General features: G+C 70.6%; 14 protein-coding genes. 4 read left to right on the forward strand and 10 right to left on the reverse strand.

Annotation, left to right across the window (positions count from 1 at the left end):
* The 4 genes from E1200_RS19255 to E1200_RS19270 all read right to left on the reverse strand — a co-directional run.
* On the reverse strand, positions 1–2245 hold a 2245-nt coding region (locus tag E1200_RS19255; protein WP_243708686.1), incomplete at its 3' end, for an MMPL family transporter.
* Positions 2246–2469: 224 nt separating this feature from the next.
* A complete protein-coding gene (locus tag E1200_RS19260; RefSeq protein WP_131953436.1) occupies positions 2470–4266 on the reverse strand; it encodes a fatty acyl-AMP ligase in 1797 nt (598 codons plus the stop codon).
* 249 nt (positions 4267–4515) lie between these two features.
* Complete coding sequence (locus tag E1200_RS19265) at positions 4516–4764, reverse strand: zf-TFIIB domain-containing protein (protein WP_131953437.1); 249 nt, start codon at positions 4762–4764, stop codon at positions 4516–4518.
* 161 nt (positions 4765–4925) lie between these two features.
* A complete protein-coding gene (locus E1200_RS19270; protein ID WP_131953438.1) occupies positions 4926–6680 on the reverse strand; it encodes a hypothetical protein in 1755 nt (584 codons plus the stop codon).
* A gap of 252 nt (positions 6681–6932) precedes the next feature.
* Here E1200_RS19270 and E1200_RS19275 point away from each other — a divergent pair, with 252 nt between their 5' ends.
* Positions 6933–7679, forward strand: a complete 747-nt coding sequence (locus E1200_RS19275; protein ID WP_279484642.1) for an IclR family transcriptional regulator — start codon at positions 6933–6935, stop codon at positions 7677–7679.
* A gap of 48 nt (positions 7680–7727) precedes the next feature.
* Here the strand turns inward: E1200_RS19275 and E1200_RS19280 are convergent, their stop codons facing one another.
* Complete coding sequence (locus tag E1200_RS19280; protein ID WP_131953439.1) at positions 7728–8090, reverse strand: YkvA family protein; 363 nt, start codon at positions 8088–8090, stop codon at positions 7728–7730.
* A gap of 322 nt (positions 8091–8412) precedes the next feature.
* Here E1200_RS19280 and E1200_RS19285 point away from each other — a divergent pair, with 322 nt between their 5' ends.
* Positions 8413–9420, forward strand: a complete 1008-nt coding sequence (locus E1200_RS19285; protein ID WP_131953440.1) for a hypothetical protein — start codon at positions 8413–8415, stop codon at positions 9418–9420.
* Positions 9421–9477: 57 nt separating this feature from the next.
* On the opposite strand, the gene E1200_RS19290 is transcribed toward E1200_RS19285, so the two are convergent.
* The 5 genes from E1200_RS19290 to E1200_RS19310 form a co-directional block, all read right to left on the reverse strand.
* Entirely contained in the window at positions 9478–10122 is a 645-nt protein-coding gene (locus E1200_RS19290) for a septal ring lytic transglycosylase RlpA family protein (protein WP_131953441.1), read from the reverse strand.
* Positions 10123–10682: 560 nt separating this feature from the next.
* Positions 10683–11438 carry a hypothetical protein gene (locus tag E1200_RS33805; RefSeq protein WP_165950377.1) on the reverse strand — a complete coding sequence of 252 codons (756 nt, stop codon included), beginning with the start codon at positions 11436–11438 and terminating at the stop codon, positions 10683–10685.
* Between the two features lie 282 nt (positions 11439–11720).
* Positions 11721–12830, reverse strand: a complete 1110-nt coding sequence (locus E1200_RS19300; RefSeq protein WP_131953442.1) for a ferritin-like domain-containing protein — start codon at positions 12828–12830, stop codon at positions 11721–11723.
* 125 nt (positions 12831–12955) lie between these two features.
* Positions 12956–13564, reverse strand: a complete 609-nt coding sequence (locus tag E1200_RS19305; RefSeq protein ID WP_243708687.1) for a hypothetical protein — start codon at positions 13562–13564, stop codon at positions 12956–12958.
* 61 nt (positions 13565–13625) lie between these two features.
* The gene (locus E1200_RS19310; RefSeq protein ID WP_131953443.1) at positions 13626–14249 is read right to left on the reverse strand and encodes a TetR/AcrR family transcriptional regulator; all 624 of its coding nucleotides are present in this window, start codon (positions 14247–14249) and stop codon (positions 13626–13628) included.
* Positions 14250–14402: 153 nt separating this feature from the next.
* Here E1200_RS19310 and E1200_RS19315 point away from each other — a divergent pair, with 153 nt between their 5' ends.
* Positions 14403–15719, forward strand: coding sequence for a GH1 family beta-glucosidase (locus E1200_RS19315; RefSeq protein WP_131953444.1), 1317 nt, complete (start codon positions 14403–14405; stop codon positions 15717–15719).
* A 91-nt stretch (positions 15720–15810) separates the two neighbouring features.
* Positions 15811–16796 (forward strand): serine/threonine-protein kinase (locus E1200_RS19320; protein ID WP_131953445.1); only part of this gene is annotated, 986 nt, incomplete at its 3' end.

Raw genomic sequence — 16796 nt, forward strand, 5'->3', positions numbered from 1 at the left:
CGGCGGGGGTGTGCGAGCCGAGGACGGTGCTGCGTTCGCGCAGGTCCATGCGGGCGTGCAGGCCGGCGAGGAAGCCCGGCAGCCACCAGTTGGCGGCGCCCATGAACCGCATCGTGGCCGGGACCAGCAGGGAGCGGACGAGCACCGCGTCCACCACGATGGCGACGAACATGCCGACGCCGATGAGCTTGACGACGGTGATGCCCGCCGTGCTGAACGCGCCGATGACGACGAGGAACAGCAGGGCGGCGCTGGTGATGATGCTGCCGGTGTGCTGCATGCCGCGGGCGACCGCGGCGCGGTTGTCGTGGGTGAGGTCCCATTCCTCGCGGATGCGGCTGAGCAGGAAGACCTCGTAGTCCATGGACAAGCCGAACACGACCGCGAGGATCAGGATCATGCTGGTGGCCTCGACGCCGCCCGTGGGGGTGAAGTCGAGGAGCCCGGCGAGGTGGCCGTACTGGAAGCCCCACACGATCGCGCCGAACGAGGCGCCGATCGACAGGACGTTCATCGCGATGGCCTTCAGCGGCAGGACGATCGAGCCGAAGAACATGAACAGCAGGATGAACGTGGCGACGCCCACCACGAGCGCCATCTTCGGCAGGGACTCCATCAGGCTCGACATCAGGTCCATCTGCGCGGCCGTGCTGCCACCGACGTCGATGTGCATCGGGTAGCCGTCCTTGGCCAGGTGCATGCCGCGGATCTGTGTGACGAGGTCCTGGGCGCGCTGGTCCATCGGCTCGTACTTGTGCGTGACGGAGATCCGCACGCCGCCGTACGTGCCGGAGTAGCCGGTGAACTGCGCCTCCGACACTCCGGGAAGCTTCCCCAGCTTCTGCCGGAACTCGTCCAGGTAGGGCGGGATGGGGTCGTCGCTGCGGGGCGTCCAGTCGCGCGGGATGAGGTCGCCGGAGACGACGACGTCGATGGGTTCGGCGGAGCCGTTGGGGAACTCGGCCTTGATGGTCTCCACCACCATGCGGGTGGGGCTGTCCTTGGGGAGGACGCGGGCGTCCACACTGCCGAACTGGACGTTCAGGAACGGCACGAACATCACGCCGAGGATGACGAGGACGACCGTGAAGTACGGCAGCGGATGCTTCATCACGCTCTGGCCGAGGCGGTACCAGAAGCCGCTGTCCGGATCCCGCTGCGCGCGCTTGGCGGTGGGCCGCCGCCAGGGCATCCGGCCGAACTCGACGCGCGGCCCTAGGAGCGCCAGGAGGGTCGGCAGCAGGACGGTCGCGCCGAACACCGCGACCATGACGGTGGCTATGCCCGCGAGTCCGATCGTCCGGAGGAACATCTGCGGGAAGAGCAGGAGGCCCGCGAGGGCGGCCGAGACGGTGATGCCGCTGACCACGATGGTGCGGCCCGCGGTGGCCATGGTGGTGGACAGGGCGCTCTGCCTGATGGGACGCAGCGCCTCTCTGTACGCGTCCTTCGCCGCCTTGCGCGACTTCCGGTCGCGTTGCCGTTTCCAGGGTTTGCCCGGCGGGATGCCCTGCGCGGCCATGCCGCGCCCCAGTTCCTCACGGAAACGGCTGATGATGAACAGCGAGTAGTCGATCGCCAGACCGACGCCCATCATCGTGACGACTTCCAGGGCGAAGGACGTCACGTCGGTGGCGTAGGTGACGACGTGCAGGACGGCCAGTCCGCCGATCGTCGAGAAGATCCCCACGATGAGCGGCAGGAACGCGGCGTTCAGGGCCCCGAACAGGATGACGAGCAGGATGATCAGGGGCAGCGCGGTCATCAGCTCCGCGCGGACGATGTCGTTGACGACCTGCTTACCGAACTCCTCACCGAGGGGGACGCTGCCGCCGAACTCGACCGTGAGCCCTGGCGCGGCCAAGCGCTCCTTGATGGCGTGGTAGTTCTCGATCTGGGTGGCGCCGTCGTCGCCCTGCAGTTTCACCGCGACGAACGTGGAACGGCGGTCGTGGGAGGCGAACGTCTCCGCGGCCTTACCGTCGAACGACCAGTACGAGATGATCTCTTCGACGTTGGCCTTGGGCAGGCGCGCGATGGTGGTGACGACGCTCGCCTGGTAGCGCGGGTCGTCCACCGTCATGGTGTCGCTGCTGTAGAGGACGAGGACGTCGGGGTTGGTGCTGCCGAAGTAGGTGGCGCCGAGCTTGGCGACGAGCGTCGAGGAGGCGTCCGGGTCCTCGAAGCCGCCCTCCGTGAACTTGGAGAACACTCCGAGGCCCCACACGCCCGCGACGCAGGTCATGATCGTGATCAGAACAAGGCTGGTCCAGCGTCGCCGGTGGATGAGACGCCCCAGCCCCGAAAGCATGATCCTCCTGTGTCGTCACGGCCCGCGCGGGGCCGCGTCGGCCCGTCACTCGCCCCCGGACCGCCGGCCGCCGACCGGCGGCCGTCCAGGACGGCACGGTTCGTCCAGGATGGTACGTGCGCCCACCCCGGACGGGTGCCCCCTTCGCGCCCTTTGCGCTACTTACGAGACGCCAGACGAGCCTCTGTCGTTGGCAGCTCGCCGTCAAGGTAGCGCTGACGCGTGGCCGCACGGGCGATCTTGCCGCTCGACGTACGGGACACGCCACCCGGTTCGATCAACACGAACTCGTGCACGCTCATCTCGTGCTCGACGTTGACGGCCCCCCTCACGGCGGACTCCACCTCGTGGGGGTCCAGCCGTGCGAGCGGGATGCGGCGGTTGCGCTCGGCGACGACCACCAGCCGCTCGGTCTCCTCCCCGGGCAGCGCGAACGCGGCGACGTGATCGGGGCGGATCGCCGGGTGCGCCTCCTGTGCGGTGACCTCGATGTCCTGCGGGTAGTGGTTGCGGCCGTCCACGATGATGAGGTCCTTGATGCGGCCTGTGACGTACAGCTCGCCCTCGTGGACGACGCCGTAGTCACCGGTCTTCATCCAAGGCCCGGCCGGCAGCTCCCCCGGCTCGGACAGTTCGCCGCCGAACGTGTCCTGGCTGCGTTCGGAGTTGCGCCAGTACCCGGGGGCGGTGTTGGGGCCGTGCACCCAGATCTCGCCGACGGTGCCGTCCGGCTGCTCGACGCGGGTGTCCGGGTCGACGATCGCGACGATCTGCCCGCAGGGCCGTCCGCACGACACGAGGGCGCTGGCGCGCTCGGAGTCGGCGCCGCAGAGCCGCAGCTCACCCTGGGTGAGCGCCTCCCGGTCGACGTTGATGACCTTGGGCGGCGCGTCCTCGGCCGCCGCGGACACGAACACGGTCGCCTCGGCCAGCCCGTACCCGGGAGCCTGCACGCCGGGGCGCAGGCCGGCGGACGCGAACGCGTCCGCGAACATCGTCAGCGTGGACGTGCGGATCGGCTCCGCACCGTTCAGGCACGTCGTCAGCCCGGACAGGTCCAGCTCGGCGACCTTCTCCGGCGTCGCCTGCGACGCGACGTACTCGTAGGCGAAGTTGGGGCCCGCGGTGTAGACGTTCTTGCTCGGACGCTCCGCGATGAGTTCGAGCCACCGCATCGGGTTCATGATGAACGAGACGGGGTCGGTGTAGATGGCGTGGTCACCGCGCACCATGGGCAGGGCCATGGTCGCGATGAGGCCCATGTCATGGAACAGGGGCAGCCAGCTCACCAGCTCCGGGTCGGGCTTGTCCGGCGCCCATCCGGCCCACAGCTGCGCGGCGTTCGCCGTCACGTTCCCGTGGGTGATCTCCACTCCGGCGGGGCGGCGCGTAGAGCCGGACGTGTACTGCAGGTAGGCGAGGTCGTCGAACGCGACGGGCTCGGGCTCCCAGCGGTCCGCGAGGGAGAGGTCGATCTCGTCCGCGAAGACGATCTCCTTCGGGTTCGGGACGTCGTGGTCGGCGAGGAACTTCTCCACGTGCGGGAGCGCGTTCCGCGTGGTGACGATGACCGCGGGCTCCGCGTCGGAGTAGGCGCCGATCAGCCGGTCGGCGTGGCCGGGGAGGTCGGGCGAGAACAGCGGCACCGCGATGACGTGCGCGTGCATCGCGCCGAGCATGGTCATCATGTATTCGAGGGTCTGCGGCAGCAGCAGCGCGGCCCGCTCGCCCGGTCCGGTGACCTGGCGGAGCGTCACGGCCGTCGCCCGTGCGTGCCGTTCCGTCTCGGCCCAGGTCAGCGTGACATGGGCGCCGGACGGGTCGGTCGAGTAGTCGACGAAGGTGTAGGCCGGGGCGTCCGGCTTCTCCTTCGCCCACCTCGCGACCCGCTCGATCAGCGGGGTGCGGCCGGAACCTCCGGGCAGGAGGTCGGGGAGCAGCGAGCCCAATGCCATTGATCAATCTCCCGAGGGGATGGGCCGGGCGGGGCCGAGGGGTGATGCCGCGGCCGGTCTCGTTCTCCGGGCGGACGACCGTGTCCGGCGCCCGGGCGACCGGCGATGATCGTCAAGCTACCCGATGGTAGTGAGTGCGCGATATTAGCTCGCGGTCACATTCGGCAAAGCGGGGTTTGTCACCGCCGTGACAAGAGGAATACCCCCCTAACAGGGTGCCGTCCGTCCGGTCACCGACCGTGCTTGCGGCTAATGGCCGCCGGAGAAGATCTGCTGCATGATGCCCCTGCGGTGGCGTCCCTGGTAGGTGGTCTCCGGGTTGACGTCGTCCGGAAGAGCGGCGAGGTAGCGGCTCTCGGCGTCGATCAGCTGTTCGAGTTCTCCGCGATCAAGAAAGACGCCCCGGCATCCCGGGCATTCCTCGATCACGACCCCGTTGCGTTCGTGTGTCCCGAGCACGGATTCGCACTTCGGGCAGCGCAGCGTCGCGTCTGACATACCGGATCCCCTGTCCGTCACGACAGCGTTTACTGGTCAGGCGGTTAGCTTACTGACAGAGCCCCCCAATTGGGACGGTACGGGGACAATCATCCACGGATTCGGGCGCCGCGAGCAGGGGCGAGCCCGTTCGGCTCGCCCGCGGGCCCCCTGGGAAAAGATCACGTCAGCGCACCTTCGGGTTCGGTGGCGGCGGCCGTGGCGCGGTGCAGCGTCATCCGCCGCCGCAGCAGCCCGACGCAGGCGATGGCCCACAGCAGGCCGATCTCGGCCACGAGCGCGATGCCGACGACGATCGCCCAGTCCGTCTCCTCCTGCTCGCTCATCGCGGTCGGGGACATCAGCGTCATCCTGCCCTTGCCGTCCGCCGCCGGACCGGCCTGCTCGGGGGCGGTCAGGGGCGGCGGCAGCGAGACGTCACCCGGCCCCGGCGCGGTCGGCGCGGTCGGCGCGGGGATGGCCGGCGCCCCCGACGGCAGCTCAGGGAGAAGCTGCTCCGTGCCGCCCGGCGCCTGCGGCCCGGCGCCGGGGCCCGTGCCGCCTGCGCCGCCTGGCGGCATGGGGAACGCGGCGCAGTCTTCACCGGGCCGGCATCCGTCACCGCCGGTGGACGCCTCGGGACCCGCACTCGCCGGCCCGTGCGCGCCGCCGCCGGGCTGGTCGGCCGTCCTGGGCTTCACCGCGCCGCCGGAGGACGGCTTGCCGCTGGACGCGGAGCCCTCGCTGGGCCGGGTGCCGGGCTTCCCACCGGCCGTCGGATGACCCCCCGCCTTCGGAGACCCACCGGCCTTCGGACTCTGCCCCGCCTTCGGATGCCCGCTCCCCTTCGGACTCCCGCTCCCCTTCGGACTCCCGCCCGCCTTCGGCGTCCCGCCCGACTTCGGAGTTCCGCCCGACTTCGGAGTTCCGCCCGCCTTCGGAGTTCCGCCCGCCTTCGGAGTTCCGCCCGACTTCGGAGTACCGCCCGCCTTCGGGCTACCGCCGGACGTCGGAGTTCCCCCCGCCTTCGGTGTCCCGCCGGACTTCGGAGTACCGCCGGACTTCGGGCTGCCCGGCTTCGGAGTACCCGACTTCGGACCGCCGCCCGCCTTGGGGCTCGCGCCGGACTTCGGATGCCCGCTCGCCTTCGGTTGTCCGGCCTTCGGGGCACCGCCCGGCTTCGGGCTCGCGCCGGACTTCGGGATCCCGCCAGGCTCCGGGTGCCCGCTCGTCTTCGGCTGTTCGCCAGGCTTCGAGCTTCCGCTCGTCGTCGGTTGTCCGGCCTTGGGAGTTCCGCCGGACTTCGGGCTCTTGCTCGGCTTTCCACCGCTGGGAGTGCCCGGCTGGCCGTCCCCGCCCGCCGGATTCTTGGGGCTGGACGACGCGCTGCCGCTGGGCTTGCCCGAGTGACCGTCCGGGGTCGGCTTGGGGCCGCTGGGGGTACCCGCCTCGCAGGGGCGCCCGTCCGCGTCCTCCTCGCAAGCCTCCTCGTCGCCGTCCTTGTCCGGCTTCGGAGCGTCGGCTCGGTCGATGATCGCGCGGGTCGACCGGCTGTCCGCGTTCGCGGCGTCCGCCACGACCTGGATGCTCAGCGGCAGTACGCGGCCCCCGGATGCCGAGACCACTTCGCGCGGCACCAGGACGGTGGCCGTCCGTTCGACAGGCTTCCCGCCGACGTCACCCAACGCGCAGCGCAACTCTTCCAGCGCGACCTTGGTGCAGGACGGCGAGAACTTCGTCCAGGACAGCGGCCGCTCAGCGGTCCAGCGCAGCGTCGTGTCCTTGGCGGTTCCGCCCTGGGCGTGCACGCGGACCGTGTACGTCAGCGCGGCGCCCTTGTCCGTGGTCGTGTCCCCGGTCGCCGCCATGTCGATGAGCAGCCGGACGCCGGACGAGCGCTCGCCGAGTCCGGCGGCGGCGGTCGGGCCGGCGAGCATCACCGACGGTGCGGCCAGTGCGATCGCAGCCCAGAGTGTCCTTCGGCCCCCCGTGTGCAACCCTTTCCCCTCTCGCGGTTTCGCTGTCTCTCATGGCTGCCTGGGGGGCGGCGATACGGCGCCGGGCACAGAGGGTTATTGCCAACTTCGGTACGCGTGTAACGTGCATCACTCTGACGACCGCACCTCTTCCGCATAGCGAAATCGATTCTCCGTAGAATCGGGTGAATCGTCAGGGAGAGGAGACCCGGGGTGGCGGAGGCCGTTCGTTCGCTGGAGCGTGCGTTCGATCTGCTGGAGCATCTGGCGGACGCGGGGGGCGAGATGGCGCTGTCGGAGCTCACGGAGGTCTCCGGGCTGCCGATGCCGACGATCTACCGCCTGATGCGGACGCTGGTGAACCAGGGCTACGTGCGCCAGGAGCCGTCGAAGCGGTACGCGCTGGGCCCGCGCCTGGTCCGGCTCGGCGAGGGCGCCAGCCGCCTGCTTGGGACGTGGGCGCGGCCGGTGCTGGCCCGCCTCGTGGACGAGGTCGGCGAGACGGCCAACATGGCGGTCCTGGAGGGCGACGAGGCCGTGTACGTCGCACAGGTGCCGTCCAGGCACTCCATGCGGATGTTCACCGAGGTGGGACGGCGCGTCCAGCCGCACTGCACGGGCGTGGGCAAGGCGCTGCTGTCGCAGCTACCCGACCAGCGGGTCGCGGAGATCCTCGCCCGGACGGGGATGGCGGCGCACACGCCCAACACGCTGACCACCCCGGAGGCCCTGCTGGCCGAGCTGGGGCGGATCCGCGAGCAGGGGTACGCGCTGGACGACGAGGAGCAGGAGCTCGGGGTCCGCTGCGTCGCGGTGCCACTACGCGGCGTGCCGGCGCTGACCGCGATCTCCGTATCCGGCCCGTCCGGGCGGATGACGCGCGAGGCCGTCCCTAACGTCGTCCCCATCATGCTGGAGGCGGCCGAACGCTTCGCCAAGGAACTCGACCCGAACACGTGAAAGGCGAGACCGTCCCAAACGAACGGTCTCGCCTCTCCGGAAATCGTGTCAGTCGACGGGTTCGCCCACGAGGACGGTCGGCCGGCCCCCGCGCTCCCAGGCGACGAAGTCGCCCGCGGACTTGACGAGGACCGTCGCCATCCACAGCGCCAGGCCCGTGTCGTCGGCGATGCCCACGACGGGGATCATGTCGGGAATGGCGTCGATCGGGGAGACGATGTAGACGAGGCCCAGGGCGAGCAGCCCGAGCGTCCCGAACGACATGCCCTTGTACTCGCCGCGGAGGACCGACTTGAGCATCCGGGGGACGGCCCGCGCCCGCTCCCACAGGCCAGGGGCGTCGGGTTGCTGGGTCTCGCGATAGATCTGCCAAGCCTGCCCTGCGGCGGCCGCACTGCGCTTCCGATCCACGAGCACTCCTTCGACGAACGTTCAGGAGGGCGCGCCCCCGCGGCGCCCACGCATTACTAAGACGCCATGAATGCCGGGAATGTTCCCCTCAGCCGAGATTGAGGCGGGCCGCACGGCCATTCCGGCGAAGGGCGCCGGAATGATCGCGATTTCGCCGGACGAAACACCATGCGCGCGTGAGAAGGCTCACTCCCGTCGCGCACGTGCGGCGGTTCACGGCGTGTTGCCCCGCGTTCACTGGAAGCATGTCGCCCGCGGGGGGCGCCGCCTCCCCCGGCACGACCGGCATGGCCGCCGACCACCGCAGGAGCCGAAGACCGATATGAGCGGCGACGATACGCAGCGACCCGTCCACGGCACCGCGGTCGGCGGCGCCTATGTCGCGCTGCCCCCGACCGCGGTCGACGCGTCCCCCGGGGGCCCGACCCGGCTGATCGTGGCCTGGCCGGGCTTCGATCCGCCCCGCACCGCGCAGGCGCTGGCGGCGGCGATCCCGATGACCGGGGTCCCGGTGTGGCGCGTCTACCTCGACCTGCCGTGCACCTCGCCCGGCGGGCTCGAATCAGGCGAGATCCTGCGGACGGAGGCCATCGAGACGTACTGCACGGCGGTCGAGGACGCCGTCCGGCGCCTCCCCTCGGCCCTGGCCGAGATCCGCCGCGACCTAGCCGTCCCCGACGGGCCGGTCGGCCTCGCGGGCTTCAGCGTGGGCGGCGCCGCCGCGCTGCTGGCCGCGGCACGCGACGCGGTGCCGGTGAGCACCCTCGCACTCGTGGCACCGGTCGTCGCACCCTCGCGCGCCGCGCGGGCGGTGGAGAAGCGCTCCGGCCTGGACCGTTCCTGGACGGACGACGCCCACGCCCGCGCCGACCGCCTCGACCTCGCCGCCATCGCCCCGGAACTGGCCGGACGGGACGTCCCGACCCTCCTCATCGGCGGCGCCGCCGACCGCGTCGTACCCGCCCAGGAGATCACCGCACTGCGCGACGTACTGCGCCGCAACGACACCGGCCCCGTGGAGTCCACCACGTTCCGCATGGCCCACGCCCTGGCCGCCGAGCCCGGCACGGAGGCACGCCCGCCCATAACCGAGGCGGTGCGAGTAGACGGCGTCCTGACCGACTGGTTCCGAGAACGCCTGGCCACCACCCCGACGACCACCCACCCCGCAGACACCCAGACCACGAGCGCCCGGACCGCAGAGGACGCGCAGGCGTCTGGAAACGCGGACGCAGGAACCGGGGCGTGGTCACTTGACGCGGGTGGCGCGCCTCCTGAGCCCCAGGAGGCCGCCGAGCCATGGAGCGCGGCGGCCGGAGGCGGACGCTGAAACCCGCCCGGCGGGCACGCTTGCGCGCCCGCCGGGCGGGTTTCAGCTGGTGCGGGGTCAACCGCGGGAGAGGACCTCGTAGCGGACCGGGATCACGCCCGATCCGGTGCCGCCCACCTTCTTCATGGCGGCCCTCGACAGGTCCAGGCAGCGGCCGCTCACGAACGGGCCGCGGTCGTTGATGCGGACGGTGACGGACCGGCCGTTGTTCTTGTTCGTCACGCGGACCTTGGAGCCCATCGGCAGCGTCTTGTGCGCGGCCGTCAGCTCGCTCGGGTCGAAGGGCTCGCCGCTGGCGGTCATCTGCCCCTGCCAGTAGTACGAGGCTTCGCAGGATCCCGACTCCAGGACCTTCCGCTTCTTCTTTTTCTTCTTCTCGGCCTTCGGCTTCGGCGCCTCGCCGGCCGTGACGTCGGACCTGTCCTTCGGAGGTCCGGTCTTCTTCTTCCGGGACGGCTCGGGTGAGCGGGTCCCGCCGCGGGCCGCGCGCGTCGGTTCGGGGCGCGGCCCGTCGGCCGGCGGCTCGCCGGCCCGCGGTTCCGCGGCCTTCGGCGGTACCTGCGCCGCCCGCGCCGCTTCGGCGGAGCCGTCGGTCTTGACCAGGGCGAACGCGGCCAGGGTGAGGACCGCGGCCGCGGCACCGGAGACGATCAGAATCGTTCGTAGGCGTGCTCGAAGAAGACGCCTGACAGGGCTACCCACAGAGGTGTCCTTTGATCGGGGACAGGGCCCCGGACGCCCGGCGCGTCGTCACGCCGTGCTCGCGGCGCGTTCAGGCGACGTCGATCGTCCCCGAATCCCCCGCCGCCCGCGGGCTCATGGGCCCGCTCCCCGCGCCGATCTCAAGGCGCGGCCGCGTCATCGCGGTCTGGCGTCCGGCAGGTGCGGCCGGAAAGGCATCTTCTTTTTTTGATCACTCAGAAGCCGCACCGAACGACCGCGTTCGCCCCTTGACGACCCCCACCAAATGATCTTTATGGCGGGCGGACCGGACGAAGGCGGTTCGTGGTTGACCGTACGTCGCGTCTCGCGTGAATCAAGACGCAGGGCCCTCATTTGTGGGGTTTGTCACCCGACCCTTTGCCGTGTGAAGTCACTCGCAAGCGGTGTGTAACCGGGCAAGATGATCTCCTTTACCCGCACGAGAACCGCGATCTCGGACATATAACGGGGACCGTGCACGCAAAGAAAACGGGGCGTCCCGCAGATGTTACGACATCTGCGGAACGCCCCGTTTTGATCAGCTTGATCAGGGCCTTCGGTCAGCGCAGCGAGGGCACCGCGGGCAGCTTCAGGTTGGGCGTGTCCAGCAGGGACACCGGGCCGTCCCCGCGGGCCGCGGCGTGCTCGCTCGCCTCCAGCACGTGCACGACCTCACCGACGCCGGCCGCGTCGAGGTTGCCGCCGGCCTCCGTGACCACCCCGTCGGCCTGCCCGACCAGGTCGCCGGCCGGGGCCGGCTGCGCGGCCCGGGCGTTCGGCGGGAAGAGCGTCCGGCCCACCGGCAGCCCGGCCGGGCTCGCCGCGCCGAGCATGGCCGGGACGTCCGTCTGCAGCAGGCTCACCGGCGACTCGGCCCGCTGGGCTTCGCGGAGGACGGGGCGGCCGGTCAGAGCCTGGTTGAGGCCGAGGTCCGTGAGCAGGTTCGACACGCTGCCGAGGTCGCCCGTGGGCTGCTGCGGCTGCTGTTGCTGCGGCTGCTGCTGCTGTTGCTGGGCCGCATCCCCGGTGATCGCGGGGGGCATCGCGCCGGCGAACGGGTCGGGGTTGGCCGCCCGGAGGCCGGGCGCGACCGCCGTGCCCCGGAGCACGTGGTCGACCTCCTGCGTGGCCGCCTCGGCGGCCTGCCCCGCGGTCATCGTCAGCGGCTCGGGGAGCGTCCGGGCGACCGGCTCGGCCGCGGCGTAGCTCTCGTAGAGGAGTTCGGTGGACGGGCCGGCCGCGGCGTTCGCGGGCGCCGCCGCGACGGCGAACGCCGCCGCCGGCACGAGGACGGAGACGCTCAGCAGACTCTTCACGGATCGGTACATGTTTCCCCCCGGGATATTTCGGATCTGACCCTGCACGTGTGATGTGCGCCCGAGGTAAACATTTTCCGGCGCACCGTCGCCCGGCGACGCTAGTACAGCCCGGAGGCGCGCACGGCCATTTGGCGAAGCGATTGGTAAACCCCGCCTAGATCTACAGAATCCGTTGCCGGAGAAGCCGCGGCCTGCAAATGACATCAAGGCCCGACATACCATTCCAGAGAAGCGGAAACGGGGACGCCCGGCAGGGCGTCCCCGGCTGGTGCGTTCCGGCTACTCCGCGGTGCCGCCGAGCGCGATGGCCGAGTCCACCTCGTTCTTACGGGCGGCGAGCTCGGCCGCGTAGCGCTCCTCGTCGACCTTCTCGGCGATCTCCTCGTCCTGCTTCATGAGCGCTTCGAGGTCGGCCTTGGCATTGTCGAGGACGCCCATGTCCGCGTAGGCGGCCTGCACCTTGTCGCCCCACAGCCCGACGTCCCGGACGCACGGCACGATGCGGCTGAACAGCAGCGACTGATAGAGCGTGTACATATCCGAGTCGTCGACGTATTCCATGCACTTGTCGACCGGCATGTCGAGCTGCTCGAAGATCTCCTTGCCCTTGAACCGGTCCCGCATCAGGTAGCAGCCCTCGACGACGAACTCCTCGCGCTCGGCCCGCTCCTTGTCGGTGAGCTCGGCGTAGTAGTCCTTCAGCGCGAGCCGGCCGAACGCCACGTGCCGCGCCTCGTCCTGCATGACGTACGCGAGGAGCTGCTTGACCAGCGGGTTCGTCGACATGTCGCGGTAGAGGCCGAACGCGGCGAGCGCGAGGCCCTCGATGAGCACCTGCATCCCGAGGTACGGCAGGTCCCACCGGCTGTCCTCCAACGACTCGGCGAGCAGCTTCGCCAGGTCCTGGTTGATCGGGTAGTACATGCCGATCTTCTCGTGCACGAACTTCGTGTAGAGCTCGACGTGCCGCGCCTCGTCCATCGTCTGGGTGGCGGCGTAGAACTTGGAGTCGAGGTCCGGCACGGACTGCACGATGCGCGCCGACACGTTGAGCGCGCCCTGCTCGCCGTGCAGGAACTGGCTGAACAGCCACGATCCCTGGTGCCGGCCGAACTCGTCGCGCTCCTTCTGCGACATCTTGTCCCAGATGTCGGAGCCGAAGAGCGGGTTGAAGTTCTCCGGCAGGCCCGCGACGTTGATCGGATCGACCTCAAGGTCCCAGTCGATGCGCTTCTGCGCGTCCCACTGCTTGTCCTTGCCCTTCTGGTACAGGCTGAGCAGCCGGTCGCGCCCCTCGTCGTATTCCCAGGTGAAGCGGGTGTCACCGGCCATGGGGACGTTCCACGTCTCCGTCGGCACCGGCGTGGAGTAGAGGTCGTAGGAACTCACGAAGATCCTCCTCGGGGGGATGACGCCGCGCGATCGCGACGCGGGTGTGCTCCGCCCACGGCTTTACATACCTTCGTAACATGTAAAGCCCCGAGAAACCAGACCCACCGGAGTCCCGCCCGCCGCTACCGGGACTGGAGGGCGTCCAGTCCGACGGCCTGGGCTATCACCAGGCGGCGGTCGATGCGGGGGTCGTGGATCTCGACGACGTAGCGGTCGCGGATGCCGAACCTCTTGTCGACGGAGAAGACGAGCTGGTCGCCGGCGTAGAAGTCGAAGTGGTACGGCCACGCGAACGGCAGCGAGTCCACCATCGGGATGAACTGCCAGACGCGCCGCAGCGCCGCGACGGCCTTGTTGCGCTCGCTGCCCGTGAACTGGCCCAGGCCCGGCTGCTCCAGGTGCCACGTGGAGGCGAGGAGCGACTTCTTGAAGTCCTTGCGGAAGACGCCGATCGCCTGCCCTTCGGCGTCGGTGATGTCGTACGCGGAGGCGAGGTCGATGCGCTTGCGGGCCTTGAAGCCGAGGATCGGACGCGACTTCGTGTCGTCGGTGTAGAGGGTCACCTGCTCCTTGAACGCCATGCGCTTCTGCTGGGCGAAGGCGAGCAGCTCGCCCTCCTTCCCGCCCGGCGCCTCGGCGCGCACCTCGTACTGGTTCACCATCAGGCGTATCCGCTGCCTGATCAGCAGCCTGCCGTGCGCCTGGAGCCCTTGTGCGTCCAGCGGACTCACCCGTTCCTGAGCCTTGGGGGTATCTGTCACGGATGAGTGTGGCAGGTCGGGAATCGTCGGTTCAGGAATCCTCGATGTGCGACGCGAGATACCTGTTGATGAGCCGCTCCGCCTCGGCGACGATCACCGGGTCGCCGGCGGGGTCGCTGCGGAACGCCATCTTCAGCACGGCGTCGCCGGCCTCCACCGAGATGGCGAGCGCGATGGCCAGGCCGGGGGTGTCCCGCAGGTCGAAGGTCTCGACGATCATCCGGCGGAGCGTCTCGGCGACGACGGTGTTGTTGTCGGCGTCGGAGTCGAGCAGGTGGACGTCCGCGACGTCGCCGAACCGCAGCACGCGGAAACCGGGCACGGTCCGGTGCATCTCGACGAAGATCTCGATGATCGCGCCGACCGTGTCGGACCAGTCGGCGAAGTCGTCCTCGGCCAGCCGCGCCGAGATCCGCTCCCCGAAGACCTCCAGGTTGCGCAGGGCAAGGGCCTGCGCGACGGCGCGCTTGTCGGGGAAGAACTGGTACACCGAGCCGATCGCCACATCGGCGCGCTGGGCGATGCGCGTCGTGGTGAGGCCGTCGTAGCCGTCCTCGTCGAGGATGTCCGCGCAGGCGTCGAGCATCCGCTGGACGCGTTCGGCGCTGCGGCGCTGGGCAGGACGGCGGCGGAGCGGAGTCCGGATCTCGGTCACCCCACCATTGTCACCCCAACGCGGCGGACCTCGGCAATTGCGCACCGGCGATCGCGCCACGGGGTCGGGGGAGGCTTCCGCCCGCACCGCCCGAACCCCTAATATCCGAAAGCTATTCGCGTTTTCGCGCGGGTGTCGTCGAGGAGGGGCGCGATGGGGCTGCCGGAAGGGTTCCGCTGGGGTGTCGCCACCGCCGCGTACCAGGTCGAGGGTGCGGTGGACGAGGACGGGCGGGGCCCGTCCACCTGGGACACGTTCTCCCATACGCCGGGACGCGTCCGCGACGGCCACACCGGCGACGTCGCCTGCGACCACTACCACCGGTGGCCCGCGGACGTCGCGCTCATGCGGGACCTCGGCGTCGGCTCCTACCGGTTCTCGATCGCGTGGCCGCGTGTCCAGCCGGCGGGGAGCGGCCCGGTCAACACCAAGGGGCTCGACTTCTACGACCGCCTGGTGGACGGCCTGCTCGCCGCGGGCATCGCCCCCGCCGCGACGCTCTACCACTGGGACCTCCCGCAACCGCTCGAAGACGCGGGCGGCTGGATGGAACGTGACACCGCCTACCGGTTCGCCGAATTCTCCTACCTCGCCGCCGACCGGCTCGCCGACCGCGTCGACATGTGGATAACTCTCAACGAGCCCGTGGTCGTGACGGCCTACGGTTACGCGTTCGGCGTCTACGCCCCCGGCCGCACGCTCATGCTCGACGCGCTCCCCACCGCGCACCATCAACTCCTCGCCCACGGCCTGGCCGTGCACGCACTGCGCAGCAGGAACGCCCGCAAGGTCGGCCTGACGAACCACTACTCCCCCGCCTGGGCCGCGACCCCCGAGGACCAGCCCGCCGCGGACGCCTTCGACGCGTTCATGAACAGGCTCTTCACCGATCCCGTCATGACCGGCCGCTACCCCGACCTCATGGACGGCGCGGCGTTCGTCCGCCCGGAGGACCTCTCCGTCATCGCCACACCCCTCGACTTCCTGGGCGTGAACTATTACCAGCCGACCCGGCTCGCGACGCCGTCCGAAGGGCCGCTTCCCTTCGACATGGTGGACGTCACCGAGTACCCGACGACCGGGATGGGCTGGCCGATCGTCCCGGACGCGTTCCTCTCACTGCTGCGTACGCTCCACTCCAGGTACGACCTGCCCCCGCTCTACATCACCGAGAACGGGTGCTCGTTCCCGGACGAGATCGGCCCGGACGGCACCGTGGACGACTCCGCCCGCATCGACTTCATGGACGCCCACATCAAGGCCATGCGGACCGCCATCGACGAGGGCATCGACATCCGCGGCTACTACGCCTGGTCCCTCCTGGACAACTTCGAATGGTCGGAGGGCTACCACCCGCGGTTCGGCCTCGTCCACGTGGACTACGAGACCCAGAAGCGCACACCGAAGAAGTCGTTCGCCTGGTACCGCGACCTCATCGCGTCCTTCCGCGAGCCCGTCGGGTCGCGCTGATCGCGGCGGCCCCTTGATCCCTGCGGGCACCGTCGCCGGGGGCGTTCCCCGATAGCCTTCTCCCGCCCGTCCGCGCCCTGGAGGTCCGTAAATGTCCGGTACCCGCCCGCTGCGCCCGAACGATCCCCGGGAGGTCGGCGGGTACCGGCTCACCGCCCGGATCGGTGAGGGCGCGCAGGGCAGCGTCTTCCTCGGGGAGACCGGCACCGGGCAGCGGGTCGCGGTGAAGCTCCTGCACGCGGACTTCCGGACGGACGCCCGTGCCCGCACCGCGTTCGAGCGGGAGCTGGCCGCCGCGCGGCGCGTCGCCCCGTTCTGCACGGCGCCCATCTTCGCGGCGGACGCCGACGCCGACCCGCCGTACATCGTGAGCGAGTACATCGAAGGGCCGTCGCTGCGGGAGCTGGTCGCCGGACGCGGCGTGCTCGCCGGCACCGAGCTGACCCGGCTCGCCATCGGCACCGCGACCGCGCTCGCGGCGATCCACGAGGCAGGCGTCGTCCACCGCGACTTCAAGCCCGCCAACGTGCTGCTGGGCGAGGACGGCCCGCGGGTCATCGACTTCGGCATCGCCCGTTCGCTGGACGCCACGTCCGCGACCATGACCGGCGCCGTCGGCACGCCGGCCTTCATGGCGCCGGAGCAGGTGGCGGGGTCGTCCGGGGGCGCGCCGCTGGACATGTTCGCGTGGGGCTGCACGATCGCGTTCGCGGCGAACGGGGTGGCGCCGTTCGGCCACGACTCCGTCCCGGCGATCATGCACCGCATCCTGCACGCGGACCCCGACCTGGGCGCGCTGGACGGCGACCTGCGCGACCTAGTCGCGGCCTGCCTGGCGAAGGACCCGGCGGACCGGCCCACCGCGCTCCAGGTGCTGCGGCGGCTGCTCGGCACCGGCTCCGACGCGAACCTCCTCGCGGAGGGCAGCTCCGCCGCCACCCGCTCCTCGCCCCCGGACGCGGCGGCACCGGCCGCGGAGGCACCGGCCGGGCAGCCCGGTCCCCGGCCGGCGGGCGCGGCCACCGAGCCGCCGTTCGCGCCGCCCGGCACCGTCCCCGCCGGGGCGTTCCCGCCGCC

Source organism: Actinomadura sp. GC306, from assembly GCF_004348665.1.
Taxonomy (GTDB): domain Bacteria; phylum Actinomycetota; class Actinomycetes; order Streptosporangiales; family Streptosporangiaceae; genus Spirillospora.

Coding starts and splice junctions, on each gene's coding strand:
- E1200_RS19315 (WP_131953444.1), top strand. CDS start 14,403: ATGGGGCTGCCGGAAGGGTTCCGCTGGGGTGTCGCCACCGCCGCGTAC.
- E1200_RS19285 (WP_131953440.1), top strand. CDS start 8,413: ATGAGCGGCGACGATACGCAGCGACCCGTCCACGGCACCGCGGTCGGC.
- E1200_RS19265 (WP_131953437.1), bottom strand. CDS start 4,764: ATGTCAGACGCGACGCTGCGCTGCCCGAAGTGCGAATCCGTGCTCGGG.
- E1200_RS19260 (WP_131953436.1), bottom strand. CDS start 4,266: ATGGCATTGGGCTCGCTGCTCCCCGACCTCCTGCCCGGAGGTTCCGGC.
- E1200_RS19270 (WP_131953438.1), bottom strand. CDS start 6,680: ATGCTCGCCGGCCCGACCGCCGCCGCCGGACTCGGCGAGCGCTCGTCC.